The organism is Dactylosporangium darangshiense, from assembly GCF_039537565.1.
GTDB classification, from domain to species: Bacteria; Actinomycetota; Actinomycetes; order Mycobacteriales; family Micromonosporaceae; genus Dactylosporangium; species Dactylosporangium darangshiense.
This window is the reverse complement of the sequence record NZ_BAABAT010000026.1, coordinates 1-20,634: the sequence shown is the minus strand read 5'-3', so window position 1 is coordinate 20,634 and position 20,634 is coordinate 1. Positions and strand designations below refer to the sequence as shown.

Sequence of the window (20,634 nt, the reverse complement as noted above, 5' to 3'; positions counted from 1 at the left end):
CTCCGGTGACGCCGCCGAGGTCGTGCGGGTCCAACATTCCTTGCTGTAGTGCGTTGCCTGGTACTAGTTGCGGTGCGTCTGTCCGGACACCGTCGGTCCACCGACCGCCGAAGCGGCCAGGCCGGCCGGCGCGGCGACGGGGAGCTCGAAGGTGCCCGTCACGTCCATCACCATGTGGACCGTGTTCGCCGGATTGAAGACGCTGTAGTTGAAGTTGTTGTCGATGCCGACGTACGCGGCGTTCGCGCGCACCTCGTGCGGGAGAAGGTTGAGGTTGCTGACCAGCGGCCTGTCACCCTCGCCCGACCACAGGGTCAGGTAGGTCGAGTTCGACGGGTCGACGCCGGTCACGTTCGAAACGAGCAGGAAGGTGTTTGCATCGGTGGCCGACGCGGCCGGGAAGACCGTGGTGCTCGCCGGCCCGAGCGCGTGCTGACCGGCCTCGCGGGTGTCGGTGATCCGGGTCGGCGTCATCGGGTGGAACCGAAGACCGCCGAGCGTGCTGTCGTCGTAGTAGCCGAAGATGTCCACGATGATGTCGGTGGTGCCACCGGAGCCGTTGTAGATGCCGATCATCGGCGAGCCTCCGCAGCCGTCCCAGTCGCACGGGGCGGTGGGAACGACGGCGAAGTTGGGCACGGCCACGGTCTTGCCGAAGTTGAGCGTGGATGCGAGCGGCTGCGTGCCGACCCCGTTCCACGCCGTGAGGTAGCCGCCGAGCTTGCCGTTGACAGCGGTGATGTTCACTGCGAAGGCACGCACGTGGCTGTCGTTCGAACCGTTGCCGAAGGTGACGGCCACCCAGACCGGCGAGAGCGGGTCGGCCGGGCCGAAGCCGTCAGTGCGGGTGTCCATCACGCGGCCCGGGATGGTCTGCCGGAAGTTGCCGCCCTTTACGGGAGCGGTGGCGGTGGCGTAGTAGCCGACCACGTCGACGATGACGCTCACGTTGCCGGCCGGGTTGAAGATGTCGACCTGGCCGTTGGTGCCCAGCGGAACCGTGACCGCGTTGGCGCCGGTCCAGCCGGGAGTGAAGTTGAGGTTGGACGCGGTCGGCCGCTCCACCCCGGTCGGGAAGACGGTGAGGTAGCCCGACGAGCTGGGGCCGGTCGCCGTCACGTTGAGCACGACCGTCGAGGCGCCGGTCGTGGGTACACCGCCGCGACCGGTCACCTGCAGGTGCAGGGTCTGGTTCGGTCCCAGAGGTGCCTTGGGTGCGCCGTTGCCCTCGCGAGTGTCGAGGATACGGCTGGGAGAGAGCGGGAAATAGGTGCCTTCAGGCGTGGCCGGATCCACGGCGGCGGCCTTGACCTGTGCCGGGGCCGCGTTGGCCTGAGCCGGCATGATGGCCGCGGTGAGCGCTACGGCTCCGAGCACGCAGCCTACTGTTCGCGTGAGACGCATGTGACTCCCCGTTGTTGGCGCAGCGATGCGCAGAACAGTTGTACGGTAACCATTATGCACATTCCTCCACAAGGGACTGTTCGTATCGAATCATTGCCACATTTGTTTTCGTGGTCGACATTCACCAGGTATTCAGTTGCCAATACCGTCCAGTTCGCACGGTACGTGGCGATCCGAGGCACCCGCGAAGGTCCTTCGCCTGCGTTGCAGCGGCGTTGTAGATCGCATAGACATGACGCGACGGCGCCACCGGGGTCTCATCCCCGATGGCGCCGTCGGTTTGTGCGCCGGTGCTTGCGGACCGGTTGGAACGGGTCAGAAGGTGTTATCCGAGCTGGAGCCGGTATGAGCCGGCCGGTTTCGGCCCGTTCCCGTCGAGCTTCGGTCCGCCTGCGGATCCGCTGGCTTGCAGGGCCGAGCTCCCCTGTAGCTGGAACGTGCCGGCGACGTCGATGACCACGTCAACCGTCCATGCCGGGTTGTAGACGACGTATTTGCCGCCGTCGCCCAGCGCGATGTAAGCCACGTTGGGCCGCACCTCATGCGCTGACAGGTTGAGGTTGCTGACGGTGGGTCGGCTGTCACCGTAGGCGTACAGGGTCAGGAAGGTCGAGTTCGATGGATCCACGCCCGTCACGTTGGCGACGATCGCGGGGGACTGCTGATTGGTCACCGTGTCCGGCGCCTGGATGACCGTGTTGCTGTTCGGTTGGAGCCGGGTGGCGCCAAGGCCGGTACGGGTGTCGGCGATCCGGGTGGGCGTGATCGGGTGGAAGCGCATGCCCTGCCCGGTGAAGCCGTCGTCGTAGAAGCCGAAGACGTCGACGATGACGTGTGTCGTGCCGCCGGAGCCGTTGTAGACGGCGATCTGCGGTAGCCCGGCGCAGTCGGGGCTGATGGTGCACAGTGTGGTCGGGACGACCGCGAAATTGGGCACGGCGACGTGGGGCCCGAAGTTGACCGTGGAAGCGGTCGGGCGCGGGTCTGTCCCGCTCCACGCCGTCAGGTAGCCGCCGGCCGACCCGTCGACCGCGGTGACGTTGACTGCCAGTGCCTTGACGTGGGAGTTGAGGTCGATGCCGTAGTCGAGCGGCACGAAGACGGCGTAGAACGGGTCAAGCGGTCCGAAACCGTCGCTGCGGGTGTCGACGACCCGCGTGGGGGTGTTCAACCAGAAATCCCCACCGGTCGTGGGGTGCGCCGCGGTCGCGTAGTAGCCGACCACGTCCGCGATGACGCTCACGTTGCCGGCGGGGTTGTAGATGTCGACCTTGCCGTCGGTGCCCACCGGAACGGTGACCGAGTTGGCGCCGGTCCAGCCGGCGGTGAAGTTCAGGTTGGACGCCGTGGGCCGGGTGACGCCGGTCGGGAAGACGGTGAGGTATCCCGCCGAGGTCGGACCCGTGACGGTCACGTTGAGCACGACCGCCGAGACTCCGGTCGCAGGTACACCGCCGCGGCCGGTCACCTGCAGGTGCAGGGTCTGGTTCGGTCCCAGAGGTGCTTTGGGTGCGCCGTTGCCCTCGCGGGTGTCGAGGATACGGCTGGGGGTGAGCGGAAAATACGAACCTTCAGCCGAGTTCACGCTGAGCAGGAACCTCGTTGTGCGTGTCACCGCGCTGCCGGTACCGACGATGGTTACGGCATATGTGCCCGACGGCGTGGATGCGCTGGTGCTGATCGACACCGTCGACGAGCCGCCCGAGGTGATCGACGCTGGACTGAACGACGCGCTGGCGCCGCTGGGCAGGCCGCTTGCCGAGAGCGTCATGGTCTGCGCGCTGCCCGACGTGGTCGCGGTGTTCACCGTCGTGGTGGTCGCGCCACCCGGCTTCACCGAAGCGGACGCGGGCGAGGCCGCCATTGAGAAGTCGTTGGACGGCGCGGTGTTCACGACGCGGAGCAGCTTGTTGGGCGAGCCGGTGCCGGGGTCCACCACGACACCGTTGGTGGCGTTGTTGACGAGATAGTCGCGGATCTGCTGTGGTGTCCAGCTCGGGTTGGCCGCCGCCACGAGCGCGGCCGCGCCCGTCACGTGCGGCGTCGCCATCGAGGTGCCGTCGATGGTCTTCGATGCCGTGTTGCTGGTGTTCCAGGCCGACGTGATGCCGACGCCCGGTGCGAAGATATCGAGGCACGAGCCGTAGTTCGAGAAGTACGCCCGGTTGTCGGAGCTGTCCGTGGCGCCGACCGTGATCGCCGCGGCAACCCGGGCCGGAGAGAAGTTGCAAGCGTTCAGCGGGTTGCCGAAGTCGTCGCCGTTGCCGGCGGCGACGGCGTACGTGACGCCGGAGCTGATCGAGGTGTTCAGCGCGCTGTCGAGCGTGGGATCCGCGCCGCCACCAAGGCTCATGTTCGCCACCGCCGGCTTGACCGCGTTGGCCGTCACCCAGTCGATACCCGCTGCCACCTGCGCGGTGGTGCCGCTGCCGTTGCAGCCGAGAACACGCACCGCGACCAGCTGGACGCCCTTCGCCGTGCCGTAGGACGAGCCGCCGACGGTGCCGGCGACGTGCGTGCCGTGGCCGTAGCAGTCGTCGGCGGTGCCGCCCGGAGTGATCGCGTCGTAGCCGGTGGCAGCGCGGCCACCGAAGTCCGCGTGGGTCAGGCGAATGCCCGAGTCGATGATGTACGCATGCACGTTCGAGGCCGTGTTCGGGTACGTGTATGAGCCGTCCAGCGGCAGAGCGCCCTGGTCGACTCGGTCCAGCCCCCACGACGGCGGATTCGTCTGGATTCCGGAGGCCCGATAGACCCCGTTTTGCTGCACGTACTCAACGGCGGCGTCCGCGGCGAGCCGCTCGGCCGCGGCCTTGCTCAGCGAGATCTCGAAACCGTGCAGCGCCTTGTGGTAGAGGTGCCCCAGTTTCCCGCCGTATCTGCCGGTAAGTGCCCGGGCGGCGGCGTCGACGCCCTGCTGCTGTACCGACGGCGAGTCCTTGAGGACCACCACGTAACTGTCCGCGACCACGCTCGCCGTGCCCGCCGGCCGGATGTCTCCGGTCGGCACCGGCGCGGCGAACGCACCGGCATCGGACAATGTGGCAACGAGCAACACCGTCGCTGCCACCGTACCGGCGCGGTACGCCCGCCCTTTGGTTCTTGGGAGTGCCACTCCCGTCCTCCCTCGATGTTCTGTAGACCAGACACACGCGTTCATCACGTCGCGAAGAACGTCCCCAGATGGTGGCGGCGGCCGGGCGGCCCGCCCGCCGAACTGCCCGGATCGTCCGGTGACAGCATCACGGGCGCGCACTCGACGTGACAGAGCGCAACAGGCGCATGCTGGTTCCCCCGATTCGCCGGCTTGATAGGGCGGCGACCTCGGGGGGAGAGTACGAGCACGCGCACCGTGTCGCAAGTGGACGTTCGGTCATCGTGGATGAAGTCGGCGTTTCGCGTCGATCGTTCCCGTCCTCGGTCGCCGGAGCTCCGGATCAGGCCGTGGTGATCGCGGTGATGGTCAGCGTGGCGGAGTACAGGCCGGGCTGGGTTCTCGACGGAATCTTCAGGTCGATGGTGGCGCCGAGCGTGCTGGTGCCCAGGCCTCCCGCCGCCGGCGCGGTCGCCAGGACGCTGCCGGCCGCGAGGCCCGGGGGAGTGCCGGAGGGCAGGGCCGGACCGGCGGTCACATCGTGGGCCGGGTTCTGCGTCGTGACCGTCGGTGCCCAGCCGAGGTAGCCGCCGCTGAACGTGTGGACGCCGTCGGTGAAGTCGCCGAGCTGGCCGGAGACGCTCCAGCCGGGCCGGCTCTGGTCGCGCTCGTCGTGGATCGTCACCGAGCTGAGCTCACCGGTCGACTCGAAGGTGTGGTCGGCCCTGAGCGCGGCGGTGCCCATCTGCACCGGCGTGGTGCTCACCGTCATCGTGAACACGCCCTCGGAGTTCGGGACGTTCACGTTGAGCGTCTCGTCCGCCACAACGGTTTCGTCGACGTTGACGGTGACCGCGCTCGAGGTCGACGGCAGGAACGCGCCGGTGTCGTACGGCGCGAAGGTGGCGGTGATGAGGTGGGTTCCGGCGCCGAGGCCCGTCGTGGAGAACTGGGCGGTGCCGTTCAGCACGGGCACCGGCGGCGCGAGCGGCACGCGGTTGTCGACGAACTGGACGTTGCCGGCCGCCGTGGCCGGCGTGACCGCGGCAGTCAGCGTCACGTTGCCACCGACCGGCACGACCACCAGCTGCGGGCCGGTGATCGAGGTCGAGGTGCTGACGCCGGTACCGCTGGCGCATTGGGTCGGCCCCTGCCGGTCGCATGCCTGCGGCTGCGGATCGTTGGTGGCCAGCGTGTTGCTGCCGTCGGTCGAGAACGTCGGGTTGTTGCAGGTTCGGATGGTGTCCACGGTCGTGGTGGGCACCTGCGCCCCGGGGACGTTGCGCAGCTGCTCGAAGCCGGCCAGCACCAGGTTGATCGGCAGCGCCGAGTAGCCCAGCGCGTTGACCTGGGTCTGCCCTTGGCACAGCGCGTACTTGCCGAAATCGCCGAGAGTGAAGCCCTTGGCGCTGGTGAAGCCGTACTCCGTGGTGGTCGGCAGAATCATGTACGAGTAGGAGGACAGCTCGTACGTGCGCGGGTCCGGGTTCGTGTAGACGTCGGACAGATCCTGGGTGAGATAGGTGGCCCGATTGCTCGGGTCCATGTTGATCTTCGCCTGGAGCAGCGACACGGCGACATGGCCCGCGGTGGGTTCGGTGTAGTAGCCCGCGGCGTTGAGCATCTTGGCGACCGGGAAGCCGGCCTGGATCGCGCTGGAGTACTCGACGAAGCCGATCGCGCCGTTCGCCCCCGCCTGGGCCACGTAGCCGGAGACCCCCAGGTCGCCGGGCTGCCCGACCATTGCGGAGCCGTTCAGCACGGGGTACGCGGAGGTCGGGGTGCACGGGCTGCGCCCGACCGCGGCGCAGTACGCCGTCCAGTACTGTCCTTCGGTCGCCGTCATCCATTTGGTGAACTGGGCGGTGGAGCCCGATCCGTCGGTGCGGACCACCGGCACGATGGCGATGGCCGGCAGGCTCAGGCCGGGGTTGTCGGCGGCGATCGCCGGGTCGTCCCACCGCGTCAGGACGCCGGTGAATATCTTGGCGATGTTCTCCCCGGACAGCCGCAGGTTGGTCACCCGGTGACCGCCGACGTTGAGGTTGTACATGAAGGCCGTACCACCGGCGGTGTCCGGCATGTACGCGAAGCCGCGCTGCGGCGGCGGGTCGGCCTCCACACCGTCCTGGACGCCGTACGGGATATCCGACGCGGCCCAGTCGACGACGCCCTGCCTGAACTTGGCCCGGCCGGTGGTGGAACCGGACCGCTCGTAGTCGACGCGCATGCCGAACTGCGCGACGTTGCCGATCCAGGCATGGATGGCGTTATAGGACCAGGTCGAGCCGGCCCCTGAAATCGGCACGTAGCTCGCCGCCGCCGCCGGCCGCGCCGGCCCGGCAAGGCTCACCACGGCCCCGAGCAGGGCGGCCGCGAGCACCGCCGATCGACGGTACCGCCAGGAACGTTTACACCAATCCACCGCTGCCGGCCCCCGTTCCGGTCGCCGGACGAGCCGAGCGCCCGTCCGCACAAGCTGTGTCGGCGATCGACACTCGACGTGTCGGGTGTCGTCAAGGACCGACGGCGCTCTACAACGGACATGCAGCGGGTGAACATCTCACCGCGCCTTGTACAGACGACCTACCGTGAGGCGATGCGAGCCAGGAGGAAGCCGCGTTCGATCCGCGGCTTGGTCGGGATATTGGCGCTGACCTGGCTCGCCGGCGGATGTTTCCTGCTGGCGGCCAGCCGGAGGATGATCGCTCGAAGTTCGGCTTCATCGGCGCGTTCTTCCTCGTCGCCGGGGCCGTCAACCTCGCCGTGGGGCTCGTCGCACGCTGGAGGGCAGCGGGCACCGGTCGTTGATCGGTGACGATGACACAGCCGAAGGGGCTCGACTTGCAGGTCGGCGACCTCTACGGGCGGCCCCGCGACGGACTCTGCGGCGGGGTCGGGGTCGGCTCCGCCATACCGAGGTCGGCCGGGGTGGCCGTCGGCGCCTGGCGGTGCCTGGCGCTCGCCTCCAGACGAGCTCGCCGCCAGGTGATGATCCGCCGACCGAGCCTGATGAACGGCTGCTCGACCAAGCGGTAGAGCACATCGGCCATCGCCAGCGCGACGAGCGCGACGAGGAACGCCCTGACGTTGCCGTAGTCCAGCACGAACCCGGTGCCGAGTAGCTGGTTGCCGACCTTCACCAGCCACAGCACCGCGGCGCCGGCCAGCACCTGCACCAGGTACAGCGAGTAGGACCGCTCCCCGATGAAGCCCAGCACCCGCGTCGACAGCAGCCAGGTGCCGGGCGAGCGGGCGAGCAGGCCGGGCAGCACCAGGACGACGCACAGCGCGTACCACGGGATGACCTTGACCTCGCCGAAGGTGCGGTAGGCCGGGCCGAGCGCAAGCTGGGCCCCGACGAACCCGAGGGCGAGCGCGGTGCCGACAATCGGGTGTGTGAGGGGTCGAATGATCGCGAACCCCCGCGGATGGTGCGCCAGGATCGCCAGGAGACAGCCGAGCAGGATCGGGATGTAGTGGATGAACAGGTCACGACTGAGCGCCGCGGCCACCGCGGCGGCGGCGATGAGCCCGAACGTCACCCCGAGCCGCCGACCGAGCGAGACGGCCCCTGCGGCGAATGCGGCCAGCGGCCACAACAGGTAGAACTTCTGCTCGATCCCCAGCGTCCAGGAGATGGTGAAGGTTCCGGACGCACTGAACTCGTTCATGAATGTCAGGTAGTAGGGCATCCCGCCGTGCAGGTCACCGATCGGCTGTCCGGGTGGTGCGAAGTAGACCGCCATGGCGATGAGCACCACAAGGTAGACCGGCACGATGCGGAACAGCCGGCGCACGTAGAAATCGGCGAACGAGATGCGGCCCGACCGCTCCTCCTCGCGCAGAGCGAGCGTAGTGATCAGGAAGCCGGAGAGCACGAAGAAGATGTGCACCCCACTGTGGCCGGACAGCCAACGCCAGTCGGTACCCCCGAAGTGGAACATCACCACCATCAGTGCGGCGATGGCGCGCAGCCCGTCGAGCGCCGGAAACCGCCGGAGCGCACGGAACTCGTCATAGGTCATCGACGCCAACGCTGGCTCCTTACCGGACGGGGGCTGGCCGGGACAATCTAGCGAGCCGTCGGCCGCCCGCCAAACCCCCGCTGCCTGCGGACGGAGGACGGAGCTGCGCACATTTCTCGATACCAGGAGCAGCGTCGCGGATTTCCGGGCCGCTCCTGGTGCTGTTCTACCGACCGCTACGGATACGTGATCGGCACGACCTCGACCCGAACGCTCGGGTCGGTTTGCCGGACATGCGCGACCGCCGCTGACACCAACGGCGCGTTGGTGACGAACCGCACCGGGTCGGGGCTGTCCCGAATGAACTGCTCCAACTCCGCCTGGCTCTTGGTCGGCGTCGGCAGAACCCAGAGGGTGTCCCGCCACGCTCGCCCATGGTTGTTGTAGAGCACGGAGAGCCACAACGTCCCGTTGTAGGTGGTCAGCGCGTCGTAACGGCCGTTGACGTACAGCACCGTCACGTAGCCGTCGTTGTGCGGCAGCTTGTCGTAGGTGGCGACGATGGCCTTCGCCGGTGCGACGAAGTTGTTAAGGTCGCGAGCGTATGACTCCCCCCAGCTCCGGCCGTTGGGCGGATACCGGAACCCGTGGCCCGTCGGCCCGCCGAAGAAGATCGCGCCGACGAGCAGGGCCGCCGCGGCAACCGCGGAAGGCGCGAGCCCGGCCAGCCAACGCTGGCGCCGCCGCTTCGGCGCCCGGATCGCCCCCGGCACCAGCATCACCGTCGCGCCCGCGCCGACCAGCAGCACCATCAGCAGCTCGTGCAGTGACTTCTCGTAGTAATACCGGGTGGCGCCGCCGGTGGTGGCCGCGAAGAGCGCCGCGGCGTATGCCACGCTGGTCACCACCCAGACCAGCATCATCCGCCAGGCCGGGCTGCTCCGGGCGGTCCGGCGGATGACCAGCCCAAGCAGGACTGCGGCCAGCAGTACCGTCAGCAGCACGACATTCATCGGCTGGACGCCGCCATCGCGGGTCAGCTGCGTGACCGAGTTTGCCTGGCGCAGGTTGATCAGGGGCGCGAACAGCGCGACCGGGCCGCCGACGAGGATCGCGCCGAGCGTCCAGCGCCAGTACCTCAGCAGGTGGCGGCGGTAGCCGATGGCCCAGATCACCACGACCACCGACGTGCTGAGCAGGAACAGGTAGTAGGTCATGGACACGGTGCACAGCAGTGCCGCGGCCGTCACGATCTGCTCGCGCGGATCGCTCAACGGACGTGCCAGCACCGCGATGAGCAGGGCGAACGGCCCGAAGGCAGCGATCTCGCTGACAAAACCGTGTGTGAAGATGGGGATGCCGTCGCCGAAGAACAGGAAGCCGGTGACGATCGCGGCCACGGGCAGAAAGGCCCACCCACGCAACCGCTGCCCGCCCACCCACCGGGCGGCCCACATGACGCAGGCGATGCTCAGCGCGAGGGTCAAGCCATACAACAACGCGAAGTTGTGCAAGCGGGTGAGCGGCGTGCCATAGCTCGAGCCGGAGTGGACGAAGTTGTTGACGAGCACGAACGTAAAATGCGCGCCCTGCGGATAGGTGGCGAAGCCCGACTGGAGCGGCACCGCCATCTCCGATTGGTGGAACGCAAGCAGGCCACCGGTGCGGTAGATGTTGTCGTAGATGCCGAAGTGCCGAGCGGCGTCCTCGCCGAGCGCGAGCACCTTCAACGCGGCGGTCGGGCTCGGCGCGAGCGGTCGCAGGACCAGCACCGCCGCCAGGATCGAGGCACCGGCCAGGACCACATCAGACGGGTCGATCCGGGCCGGCAACTTGGGCCGGCGCCCCGTGATGACCGCGATCAGGACCAACGTAGTGAGCGCCGTCCCGGCCACCGGCACCGGCTCGAGACCCCATGGCCAGACCGAGAACAGCAGCGCGGCGAGGCTGACCCCGCCACTGAGCACGGCGAACGCGATCATCAGCCGGTCGAGCAAGGTCCGGCCGGCGCGAAGCAGCGATGCCGTACCGACCCAGACGAGCACCGGCAGCACCACGTCGAACCCGACCAGGTGGGTCGCGACCGGGACGGCCCATGCGGCGATGACACCGACCAGTCCGATCCGCACCCGCAGGAGCCGGCCGCGGCCGGCCGACGCTCGACCAGCCTGATCCCGGCCCGGCACCTGACGTGCGCCGGGTCGGCCATCGTGGTCCGACGGTTCGGAAGACGCTCGCCTGCCCTCCTCGAATACCGGCGCGGTCACCGGAGCGCTCCCCCACACAACGCAATCGACGTGTCCATAGGGATTGCTCCTGATTCTTCGACCTAACGTCCGGATCGACCGTCGCCCACCGAGTTGAGTGACATCCCGATCACCGAGCCCGGCAGAGTTTACGAGTCGCCGACCTGCTACGGAAGACCGATCCGTTCAAGAAACGTTAACCCTTGCGCCAGAGAGCCCATCGCTGGTTCGGATCGCTCACCACGAGCCGGAAGCCGTACCGCTGGCCGTCCCAAGTCTCGAGCTTGGCGCTCTCCGGCGGGTCATATGGCGCGATGACAACGTTCGCACCGCTCGGTGGGGTCGGGTCCACCGTCTGGTCCCAGATGAGCAGCGGAGTCCAGTAGATCTCGCGCATGTGGTTGTACTGGAGGAACCAGACGACCTGCTGTTTCGCGAACGCGACCCGATCACCTTCGTGGACGTAACCGTCACGGACGATGAGCGGCGTGCCGGGACGGTACTGGTTGACCTCCATCGCCGTGCTGATCTTCTGCGTCGCGACCACCATGTTGGCGGCGACCACCAGCCCGATGCCGGCCATTGCCAGCGGCAAGCCCCAGCGAGGACGCCGGAGAAGCACGACGATCCCGGCCAGGAGGACCACCGCGACAATGGTGGGCTTGGTGACCGCGATGTGATCCCATTTCCAGCCCATGAAGGACAGTTCCGGCGAGTCGAAGCTGAGGAACCTGCCGTAGCCGTGCACGCGGGTCCGGATCGACACGACCGCACCGGTGAGCAGTGTGAACGCGGCGGCGTAACCGCCGAGCGTCAGGGCCTGGCGGCGGGTCTTGGCCGACAGCAGCGCGGTCAGGCCGATCAGCAGCCAAAGCGGGAACAGCATGTGGATGTAGCGCGCGTAGGCGTAGTAGTTGATCCGGTTGTCGCCGGGCGGCAGCGCGGCCGAGCTGGTCAGCGCGATGAGCAGCGTGGTGAACAGCGTCGCGGTCACGATGATCCGGCGGGCCGCGGAGGATGCGTCGGTGAGCTCGACCCGCAGCGCCCGCAAGCGGGTCAGCGGCAGCACCGCCGTGATGATGCCGATCGCGCCGAGGCCGAACGTGCCGACACACAGATACCAGAGCTGGCCGTCGGCGGTGCCCAACAGCCGGCCCAGGCCACTCAACGTGGTGAACGCCTTGATGGTGGTGTTCGTCGGGCTGTTGCCGGCGGTGTCGATCGCGTTGGCGCTGACGGCTTTCAGGATCGGGTCGAGGGTCATCACGACGCCGGCACCGGCGATCGCGGCGAGGGTGGTCGCCCAGCCGCTGCGCCGCAGGAGCAGCACTGTGATGATCAGCAGGACGTGGACCAGCACCACCATGGTGCCGCGGATGTGGGTGACGAACAGCAGGCCGGCCATCGCGCCGGAACCCAGTGCGCCGAGCACCCGCACGCGGGCCGTGGTGCCGGCCAGCCAGGTGTGGGCCAGCACGAGCCAGGCGATGACCATGGTGCCGAGCACGGAGTCGGTCAGCGCGAACTGCGAGTAGAAGACGACTGCCGGCATCGCCGCGGCGACGAAGGCTCCGCCGAGCGCCGTACGCGCCGACAGCGCGAGGGTCCGCCGGGCGTAGAGATACAGCAGGGGGAAGACCAGCGCGTTGAGCACGGCGTTGATGACGAGCACGCTGCGGTACACCGTGAAGGTGTCCTGGGTGAACCAGTACACCGGGGAGATGAGCATCGGATAGCCCATGCGCCGGAACGTCTCGTTGTCTGTGGTCTCACCACCGGCGCCACCGGCCAGCACGCGGGCGGCCACCAGGTAGCCGTCCTCGTCAGCGTGGGCGGCGGGAACGTTGAGGTGCCGCGACAACCACACCCGCCAGCCGACCTGCAAGAGGTAGCCAACGATGACGGCGATGACGACCCACCGCCCGCTGAGCTTCCGGCGAGCGGTATCCGACTCGACCGCGGGCTGATCGGAACTCGGGTCCTGCCCGGTTCGTAATGCCGTTGATGTGGGCCCGTCCGACGGGCTCACGATCACCTGGGCTGGGTCCTGCTGCGAAGGCTTCGCCGCCGCGGCGTCAGCGTGCTGACTTACCATCGTCCCCTCGACATGTCGCGGATTGTGGCTCGCCACCGGCCAGGCTTGCACCGCTCGGAGCGGCCAACGCTACCACAATTGGGTTGGTGGGCTTCGTCGGCTCGTGTCCTGGTTTGCGTGGAAGGCTCGTGCCTGGTTTGCGTGAAAGTGTCGGGTCGGGATGTCGGCCCGGGCCGGCTCTGGACGGCTTCCCGGGCGATCCGGCCGCAGGCCGCGCCGGGGGGCGGCCATGGCCCGGCAACACCGACACGACCGTGTCACCGGTTGGGCGGAACGGCGTGCACGATGTGCACCTTGTCCGGGTACTTGGCCGCCAAATACTCGGCTGCCTCAATGTTCGATTTGGCCCGGGGGTCACCGTATGCCGATCGGCTGACGCCAGGCTGCGCCGACGCCCGGACCGGGTGGTCCGGATCCAGCACGAGGAAGCTGGCCTGGGGATCGAAAACAAAAAATCGGATCGGTACCGGGCTGTCCCGCACCAGGGTTTCCAGAGATTCGAGCGTCTTCGGCGTTCGCAGCGGGTCCTGCCACAGGTACCAGACTTGCGCGTACCGGTAGTTGCGTTGCATCACGGATGCGTAGGTCGACGCGTACCAGTTTCGATACGGCGAACTCATGAGGTCGACATTCATCATGCCGCCGCCGTCCGGAAACATTCGAGTCATCAGAATCGCATCACGCGCGCCATCGGGTGAGCCTCGCTCGAGCGCGGCCGCCAGCCGCAGCCCGTTGCTGAAGGGCCGGTCGTGCCAACGGCCACCGGCCACGATCAGCGCGATGACCAGTGGCAGCACCACGGCGAAGGCGGGCACCGTGCGGCGCGGCAGCATGCGGGCCAGCCCGCCAAGACCGACCAGCGCCACGATGATGACCAGGTGCAGGGTCTTCTCGAAGTAGTAGATGGTGCGGCCGATGGTGATCAGTTGGTATGTGGCGACAGCCGCCGCCATCGCACCCGCGACCACGACACCCAGCGCCGCATTCCGGTTTCCCGGTGCCCGCAGGCCGCCTCGCCGGGCCAGGCAGAGCAGCGCCAACGCGATGAGCACCAGCGTCGCCGGCCGGTCGGTGACCTGAGCGGTGCCGGGCAGGGTGAGCTGGTAGCCACTGGCCGCCTTCGCGTTGAGCAGAGGGGTCAACAGCACCGGAGCCGCGATGAGCACCGCGACCAGCCATGCCACCGGACGGCGCCAGAGCCGTTCCCGCCATCCCCAGATGCCGACCATGACCACCGAGTACGGCAGGAAGAGGTGGTAGCTGAACGAGACGCCGACCAGTAGGAGCGCCATCGTGGCGAGTTGCTCACCGTAACTGGCCAGCGGGCGGGCGACCAGCGCGGTCAGCAGTGCCGCGAGGGCGAGGCCTACCAGTTCGTTCGGGAATCCGCGAGCCAGCACCGACACCGGGTCACCGAAGAACAGCCAGGCGGCGATCAATCCGACCGTGGCAAGCAGTCGGACCGGGCTCGCGCCGGTTCCGGCGACCCGGCGCGCACCCCACAGCACCGCCAGCATGAGGAACACGAAGGCGGCCACGCAGAGCCAGACCATCACGTTCATCGAGACCGTGCCATCGACCGCCGCCGTGTCCGACGAGCGGATGAAGTGGTCCAGCACGACGAAGGTGAAGTGGGTACCTTGCGGATAGTTCCGGATGCCCTCAGCGAGATCGGCCGGCGCATACCGCAGCGACTCCTGCGGGTTGAGGAAGGCGTAGCCACCGACCCGGCCGATCATGTCGAACAGCAGGAAATGCCGGGACATGTCCTCGCCGGGGATCAGCATGCCGAGCCGGCCACCCAGGTCGCGCAGCACGAACGGCTCCAGGGCCAGCGCCGTCGCAGCACCGAAGCCGACGGCCAGCACCCAGTCCCGCGCTCGCCAGCGACCGGGCCGCGCCGGTCGGCGGCCGGTGAGCAGCGACAGCAACACCAGGACAGTCAGGGCGAACCCACCGACCGCCACCGGGTGCAGGTGCCAGGGCCAGACCGAAAACAACAGTCCGGCCACGCAAACCGCCGGGAACAGCTGGGCCAGGCTGACCACCAACCGGTCGAACCATCCGGCCGTGCCCCGCTGCAGGCTGGCCAGACCCCCCACGACCAGGACGAGCAGCAGGATGTCGGCGTGGATCAGATGGGTTGCCAGCGGCAGCAGCCAGGCCAGCGCGAACGCGGCCAGCCAGCCTAGCGGCGCCCGCGAACGCCGGGTCGGTGCCGGGCTGGTCGTGACGGTGTTGCTACCGGAGGTGACGGCGGTCAAGGGAGGGGCTCCTTGAGAGAGTCAGGCGCGGATCAACGCAAGCAGCAGGACGATGCCGGCACGGCCGAGGTAGATCGATGCCTTGAGGGGCGAGTTGCTCGGGGTGCCTGCCATGCGTGGCCGCATGGCTACCGGAATCTGAGTGATCTTGTACTTCATCCGGGCCGTCCGCACCAGGACTTCGATGGTGTCGCCGAGATACTCGGCCGGATACCAGTTGGCGAACAGCTCGATGAGCCGGCGGTTGCACGCGCGGTGCCCCGACGTGGTGTCGGTGAGCCGGGTGCGGGCCAGCCGGGAGATCACCAACGACAGCAGCCTCATCGCCCACTTCCGGGGCCCCTTGACCGCATATCCACCCTCGCCGGCAAAACGGGCGCCAATGACGAGATCGTTGTCGTCGAGCGCGTCCACGAGCTTCGGAATGTACCGCGGGTCGTGCTGACCGTCGGCATCCACCTGGATGGCCACGTCGAAACCGTGATCACGGGCATACCGGTAGCCGGCCCGCATGGCGCCGCCGACGCCCAGGTTGTACGGCAGTCGCGCGACGATCGCGCCGGCGGACGCGGCCCGCGCCGAGGTGTCGTCAGTGGAGCCGTCGTCGACCACGATCACGGACACCCCGGGCAGTTCGCCTTTGACCTCCGCGACGACCTCCGCGATCGAGCCCGACTCGTTCCATGCCGGGATGATGATGAGGACGCGCTTACCGTTGATCATCACTGCACTCCCGCTCGGTGCGAATCAGCGCCATGTCTTCCGCGAGAGTCCTGGTCTCTTCCTCGAGGGGGCTGACTTCCCAGCTCAGGTGCACGCACAGGAGCAACAGGAACACGGTGCCGAGGAGGAGCACCACGCTGACGCCGGACGCGATGCCGATGGACGCCGCCACTGTAACGGCGAGCGAGCGTCGGAAAATACCCGAGCGGCAGCACCATCTCCTGGAGTTGCCGCCTGCGCAACGGTTCGTTCATGTAGCCGAGCGCCGCGAGCGCGGCCAACCGTGGTGGCTGTCGGCCACCACGCGGACCGCCGCCGCGTCGGTGATATCCAGGCCGGCCTTCATCGACGATGCTCACCGGCGGTCACTCGCCGACCGCAGACTGGTCTTCCTGAGCGGAGCGCTTCATCCGGCTCGATGTGCCGGGTGAATCGGGTTACTTGCCCCGGGTGAAGTGGTCTGAGAAGGTGACACGGTGAGTGAGACCTTGAAGGCCTCCGGCGGCAAGACCGAAGGCGTCGACTACACCGACCGTCTGCAGCGCCTCAGTGGTGCCGGTTGGAAACGGGCACTGAACGTGCAGGCCCCGTACCGGTGGAACATCCGCCGGCTCGACCTGGGCTTCACGCTCGACGTCGGCTGCGGCATCGGCCGCAACCTCTCGCACCTTGACGGTAACGGCGTGGGCGTGGACCACAACGCCACCTCGATCGCGGCTTGCCGGGCGGCCGGCCTCACCGCGTTCACCATCGAGGACTTCTTCAAGTCCGAATACGCCACTCCCGGGCGCTTCGACGCGATCCTCGGCGCGCATTTGATCGAACACGTCGAGGAAGACCAGGCCAAGGAGATCATCGCCTCCTACCTGCCGTTCCTTCGCTCGGGCGGGCGTGCCGTCTTCATCACGCCGCAGGAGCGGGGCTTCGCCAGCGATGCCACTCATGTCAGGTTCTCGGGCTTCGACGAAGTCGGCAAGATCTGCACCGATCTGGGACTTACCCTGGACCGGCAATACTCGTTCCCGTTCCCGCGCCCGACCGGGAAGGTCTTCACCTACAACGAGTTTGTGACTGTGGCCCGCAAGCCGTGAAGTTCCGTCAGCTGTCGGTCGCCGGCGCCCAGGAGATCACCTCCCGCACAGCGCGGTGATCCCCGCGGCCCTACTGCTTCGACCACCTCGCGTGCGCGGTGTCGTCCGTGGCATCCACTTCGCCGACGTCCCGGCCGGACAGGTTCACCGACCGACCGGGAGAGCATGGCGGCCTCGTGTTTCATACACTTCGCGCGTGACACGACCCACCCCCGACACCACCGTCCTCGGCGAGGCCCCCCGCGCCAGCGTTTCGACCGGCAGGCACGCACGGGTGACTGACACGTCCGAGATCCCGGTCGTGCCCGTGGAGCCATCGGCCGGCACGCCGGGCCGACTGGCCATCGTCCGCGGTTGGTACGGCGGGTCACTGTTCGCCGGCGCCAGCACCTGGCTGCTGTGCATGTGCAACGCGATGCTGCTCACGTACTTCGCGCATCTGCTCAAGCCCACGCCGACCAGCTGGAAGGTGCTGGTCGGCGCCTGGGGGCAGTGGGACTGGGGCTTCTACCGCATCATCGCCACTGACGGCTACGACGGGATGTACACCCCGCAGGACACTCGCATCGGGGCGTTCTTCCCGCTCTACGGTCTGCTGGTCCGCTGGTTCGATTGGGTGGTGCCGGGGCCACCGGTCTTCGCCGGGCTGGTCGTCTCCAGCCTCGCGCTGCTGGGCATGCTGGTCATGCTGCACCGCTTGGTCAGCCGGGAGTTCGACGAGCGGACCGCGAACCGGGCGATGGCGGTGCTGGTCGTGTTCCCGACCGCGTTCTTCCTGGTCGCGCCGTACCCCTCGGGGCTGATCCTGTTCTTCTCCATCACCTGCGTCTACGCACTGCGAACTGGGCACTGGTGGATCGCCGGTGTCTTCGCCGCGCTGGCGTCGGGCACCCGCGCCTCCGGGGTTCTGCTCGCCGTGCCGTTCGCCTACGAATACCTGCGCCAGCACGAGTTCAAGCTACGACGGTTCCGCTGGGACGTGCTGGCGATCGGACTGGTGCCGATGGGGCTGGTCGCCTACGCGGCCTACACGCAGCACGTCTACGGCGACGCGCTGCTGTTCAGCCACGCCCAAGCGAACTGGGGCCGGCACTTCGCCGGTCCGTGGGTGTCGATCGGGGACACGATCCACGGGGTCGCGACCACGCCGATCTCCGTCAACCAGGTGAACGTGCTGAACCTGGGGGCGGTGCTCCTGACAGGAGCGCTCCTGACGCTGTCCTTCGTCGGGCCATGGAAGCTCCCCAGGCACCTGCTGGCCCTCCCGCTGCTGGGCATCATGCAGTGGTTGTTCATCGTGAGCTTCCCGACCGGGCCCGAGCCCACCGGCCGCCTGCCATCGGCCTCCCGGCATGTGCTGGAGATCTTCCCGGCGTTCATCTTGCTGGCCCGAGTAGCCCAACGGCGATACCTCGCGCACGCCTACTTCTACCTGGCGCTCACCGTGCAGGGCGCCGTCACGATCCACTACCTCAACAGCGGCTGGATCGCCTGACTCGGCCGGGCCCGTGATGGGCTCCCGGCGGCGTCGTGCGCGAGAAAGGGACCAACAGTGACAGTCAGCGCCACCGAATCAGCAGAGCAACTCGGCGACACTCCCCAACCCCGCGCCGGTGGCCGCATTCCTACCCTGCTCGCGACGCTCTTCCCAACACCGGCCCGCTCCACGCCGACCCGCTGGTGGCTGGGAGCACTCGCCGCTGTCGCGGCCGTGGCCGGTTCGCTGGGCCGGGTCGGCGGACACGGACCGTTCGACACGGTGTGGATCGAAGACGCCGCGCTGTTCCTCGACCAGTCGATCAACGAATCGTGGAAGCACACCGTCTTCCGCCCGCACAACGGCTACTGGCACATCGGCCCCCGGACGCTGACCGAGGTGGCGGATCTGTTCCCGCTGGCGTATATGCCGGCCGCGATGACGATCCTCGCCGCGATCATGCTGTCCTGCTTCGCGTTCGTGGCGTACTTCGGCAGCCGGACGTTCTTCGAAAACAAATGGCTGCGGCTCATGATCGCGGCGCCCGTACTGCTCATCCCGGTCGGACAGAGCCAGATGCAGGTGGATCTGGCGACGCTGCACTTCCCGGGCCTGTACGCGATGTTCTGGCTCTGCTTCTGGCGGCCCACCACGCACACCGGCAAGATCGCCGCACCGCTGATCACCACATATCTTGTCTTCAGCAGCATCCTCAACGTGTTGTTCGCGCCGCTGCTGCTGCTGCGTGTCGTGGCGGTGCGGGACTGGACGACCCGGCTCATCGCGCTGGCATACACGGCCGGTATGGCGCTCCAGCTCGGCGGGGTTGTCACCGGCTACAACCAACGTGAATCCGGGGTGCCGAACTACAACCCGGTCTGGCTCCTCAGTGAATACGTGCGTGTCGCACTGCCACGCGCCTTCTTCGGCGAATACTGGGCCGGCTTCAACACCATCCGCCCGCATTGGACGCTGGTGGTCGCCGCCCTCGTCATCCTGCTGGCCGCGCTGTTCGTCGCGGTACGGGGTTCGAGTCGTCCGGCGTGGGCGCTCGCCGCAGTGGCGTTGGTCCTGAGCGTGGTCAACTTTGCCGCGCAGGTGGGCTCGATGGGCTGGATCGAGCCGCGCTACGTAGCCGTGCCGGCCCTGCTGCTGTACGTCGCTGTGCTGGCTCTGATTCGACCCAATCCCGGCACTCGGGCATGGGCACCAGCCGGCCGGATCGCCACGGTCGCCGTGATCAGCTTTGCGCTGCTCCTCGGCTCGGTTTTCGCCGTGAACTATCGCAGTCCCTCGTTCCGCGCCACCGGACCGTCCTGGCAGTCCGCGATGCAGGGCGCCGAGGTAGCCTGCAACGCCGACCCGAACCTCAAGTCTCACCGATGGACCTACATCTGGTGGTACGTCGACTTCCCATGTAAAGACTTCCGTCGATAATCCTTCGCGGGCTCGGCCCGCGCCGAGCGCCGGTATCGAATCTCGGCCTTCCAGGAGGGGCAGCGCGTGTCAGACGAAAGTGCATCGGCAGGCTTCACCACCGACGTCGTGGTGATCGGTGGGTGCGGGCGGGTCGGATTGCCGCTCGGCATCGCCCTGGCTTCACGAGGCCTGCAGGTCACCCTGTACGACATCAACGAGGCCGCGGTCGCGGTGGTCAACGAGGGACGCCTGCCCTTCGACGAGGAGGGTGCGGCCGAACCGCTCGCCACCGCCGTCGCCGAGGGCCGGCTCGTCGCCAGCACCGACCCGGCGAGCGTCGCGTCGGCGGAGCACCTCGTCGTCATCGTGGGCACCCCGGTCGACGAGCACCTCAACCCGAACATCGCGGCGGTCCCCGCGGCGATCGAGCGGTGCGCGGACTACCTGCGCGACGGGCAGCTCATCGTGTTGCGCAGCACCGTCCACCCGGGCGTCACCGCGCTCACCGAGAAGCTGATCAAGCGGCTCGGGGTCAAGGCCGACGTCGCGTTCTGCCCGGAGCGCATCGCTGAGGGCAAGGCCATGACGGAGCTGTTCGAGCTACCGCAGATCGTCGCCGCTCGTACGCCCGAGGCGACCGAGCGTGCGGAGAAGCTCTTCCGCAACCTGGCCGACCAGATCGTGCGGCTCGAGCCCGAGGAGGCCGAGCTCGCGAAGTTGTTCACCAACACCTGGCGGTACATCAAGTTCGCCGCGGCGAACCAGTTCTGGATGATGTCCAACGACTTCGGTCTGGACTTCGAGCGGATCCGGCACGCGATCCGATTCCAGTACCCGCGGGCCACGGACATGC

General features: G+C 67.9%; 13 protein-coding genes. 4 read left to right on the top strand and 9 right to left on the bottom strand.

Annotated elements, in window-relative coordinates:
• Nucleotides 1–63: 63 nt before the first annotated feature.
• From ABD901_RS35960 to ABD901_RS35920, 9 genes are all read right to left on the bottom strand, one after another.
• On the bottom strand, nt 64–1,377 hold the full coding sequence (locus ABD901_RS35960; RefSeq protein ID WP_345133936.1) for a hypothetical protein: 1,314 nt from the start codon (nt 1,375–1,377) through the stop codon (nt 64–66).
• A 352-nt stretch (nt 1,378–1,729) separates the two neighbouring features.
• Nucleotides 1,730–4,462 carry a S8 family serine peptidase gene (locus ABD901_RS35955; protein ID WP_345133934.1) on the bottom strand — a complete coding sequence of 911 codons (2,733 nt, stop codon included), beginning with the start codon at nt 4,460–4,462 and terminating at the stop codon, nt 1,730–1,732.
• 379 nt (nt 4,463–4,841) lie between these two features.
• On the bottom strand, nt 4,842–6,881 hold the full coding sequence (locus ABD901_RS35950; RefSeq protein ID WP_345133932.1) for a substrate-binding domain-containing protein: 2,040 nt from the start codon (nt 6,879–6,881) through the stop codon (nt 4,842–4,844).
• Between the two features lie 478 nt (nt 6,882–7,359).
• Nucleotides 7,360–8,526 carry an acyltransferase family protein gene (locus ABD901_RS35945; protein WP_345133931.1) on the bottom strand — a complete coding sequence of 389 codons (1,167 nt, stop codon included), beginning with the start codon at nt 8,524–8,526 and terminating at the stop codon, nt 7,360–7,362.
• Nucleotides 8,527–8,702: 176 nt separating this feature from the next.
• Nucleotides 8,703–10,595: a hypothetical protein gene (locus ABD901_RS35940; protein WP_345133930.1), complete on the bottom strand. Its 1,893-nt coding sequence runs from the start codon at nt 10,593–10,595 to the stop codon at nt 8,703–8,705.
• 313 nt (nt 10,596–10,908) lie between these two features.
• Nucleotides 10,909–12,807: a hypothetical protein gene (locus tag ABD901_RS35935; protein WP_345133929.1), complete on the bottom strand. Its 1,899-nt coding sequence runs from the start codon at nt 12,805–12,807 to the stop codon at nt 10,909–10,911.
• 257 nt (nt 12,808–13,064) lie between these two features.
• Entirely contained in the window at nt 13,065–15,071 is a 2,007-nt protein-coding gene (locus ABD901_RS35930; RefSeq protein WP_345133928.1) for a hypothetical protein, read from the bottom strand.
• Nucleotides 15,072–15,092: 21 nt separating this feature from the next.
• On the bottom strand, nt 15,093–15,794 hold the full coding sequence (locus ABD901_RS35925; protein WP_345133927.1) for a glycosyltransferase family 2 protein: 702 nt from the start codon (nt 15,792–15,794) through the stop codon (nt 15,093–15,095).
• Nucleotides 15,781–15,966 (bottom strand): DUF2304 family protein, encoded by a 186-nt coding sequence (locus tag ABD901_RS35920; RefSeq protein ID WP_345133926.1) that lies wholly within the window; start codon nt 15,964–15,966, stop codon nt 15,781–15,783. The genes ABD901_RS35925 and ABD901_RS35920 overlap by 14 nt, the downstream gene beginning before the upstream one ends.
• 304 nt (nt 15,967–16,270) lie before the next feature.
• On the opposite strand from ABD901_RS35920, the gene ABD901_RS35915 reads away from it, so the two are divergent.
• From ABD901_RS35915 to ABD901_RS35900, 4 genes are all read left to right on the top strand, one after another.
• Entirely contained in the window at nt 16,271–16,885 is a 615-nt protein-coding gene (locus ABD901_RS35915; protein WP_345133925.1) for a class I SAM-dependent methyltransferase, read from the top strand.
• Nucleotides 16,886–17,081: 196 nt separating this feature from the next.
• Nucleotides 17,082–18,380 carry a hypothetical protein gene (locus ABD901_RS35910; protein ID WP_345133924.1) on the top strand — a complete coding sequence of 433 codons (1,299 nt, stop codon included), beginning with the start codon at nt 17,082–17,084 and terminating at the stop codon, nt 18,378–18,380.
• A 57-nt stretch (nt 18,381–18,437) separates the two neighbouring features.
• Nucleotides 18,438–19,799 (top strand): hypothetical protein, encoded by a 1,362-nt coding sequence (locus tag ABD901_RS35905; RefSeq protein ID WP_345133922.1) that lies wholly within the window; start codon nt 18,438–18,440, stop codon nt 19,797–19,799.
• 66 nt (nt 19,800–19,865) lie between these two features.
• Nucleotides 19,866–20,634: nucleotide sugar dehydrogenase (locus tag ABD901_RS35900; protein WP_345133920.1), on the top strand; the 769-nt coding region annotated here is incomplete at its 3' end.

Bases quoted from the DNA above. Each gene is read 5' to 3' on its own strand.
- ABD901_RS35925 (WP_345133927.1), bottom strand. From the start codon at position 15,794: ATGATCAACGGTAAGCGCGTCCTCATCATCATCCCGGCATGGAACGAG.
- ABD901_RS35935 (WP_345133929.1), bottom strand. From the start codon at position 12,807: ATGGTAAGTCAGCACGCTGACGCCGCGGCGGCGAAGCCTTCGCAGCAG.
- ABD901_RS35945 (WP_345133931.1), bottom strand. From the start codon at position 8,526: ATGACCTATGACGAGTTCCGTGCGCTCCGGCGGTTTCCGGCGCTCGAC.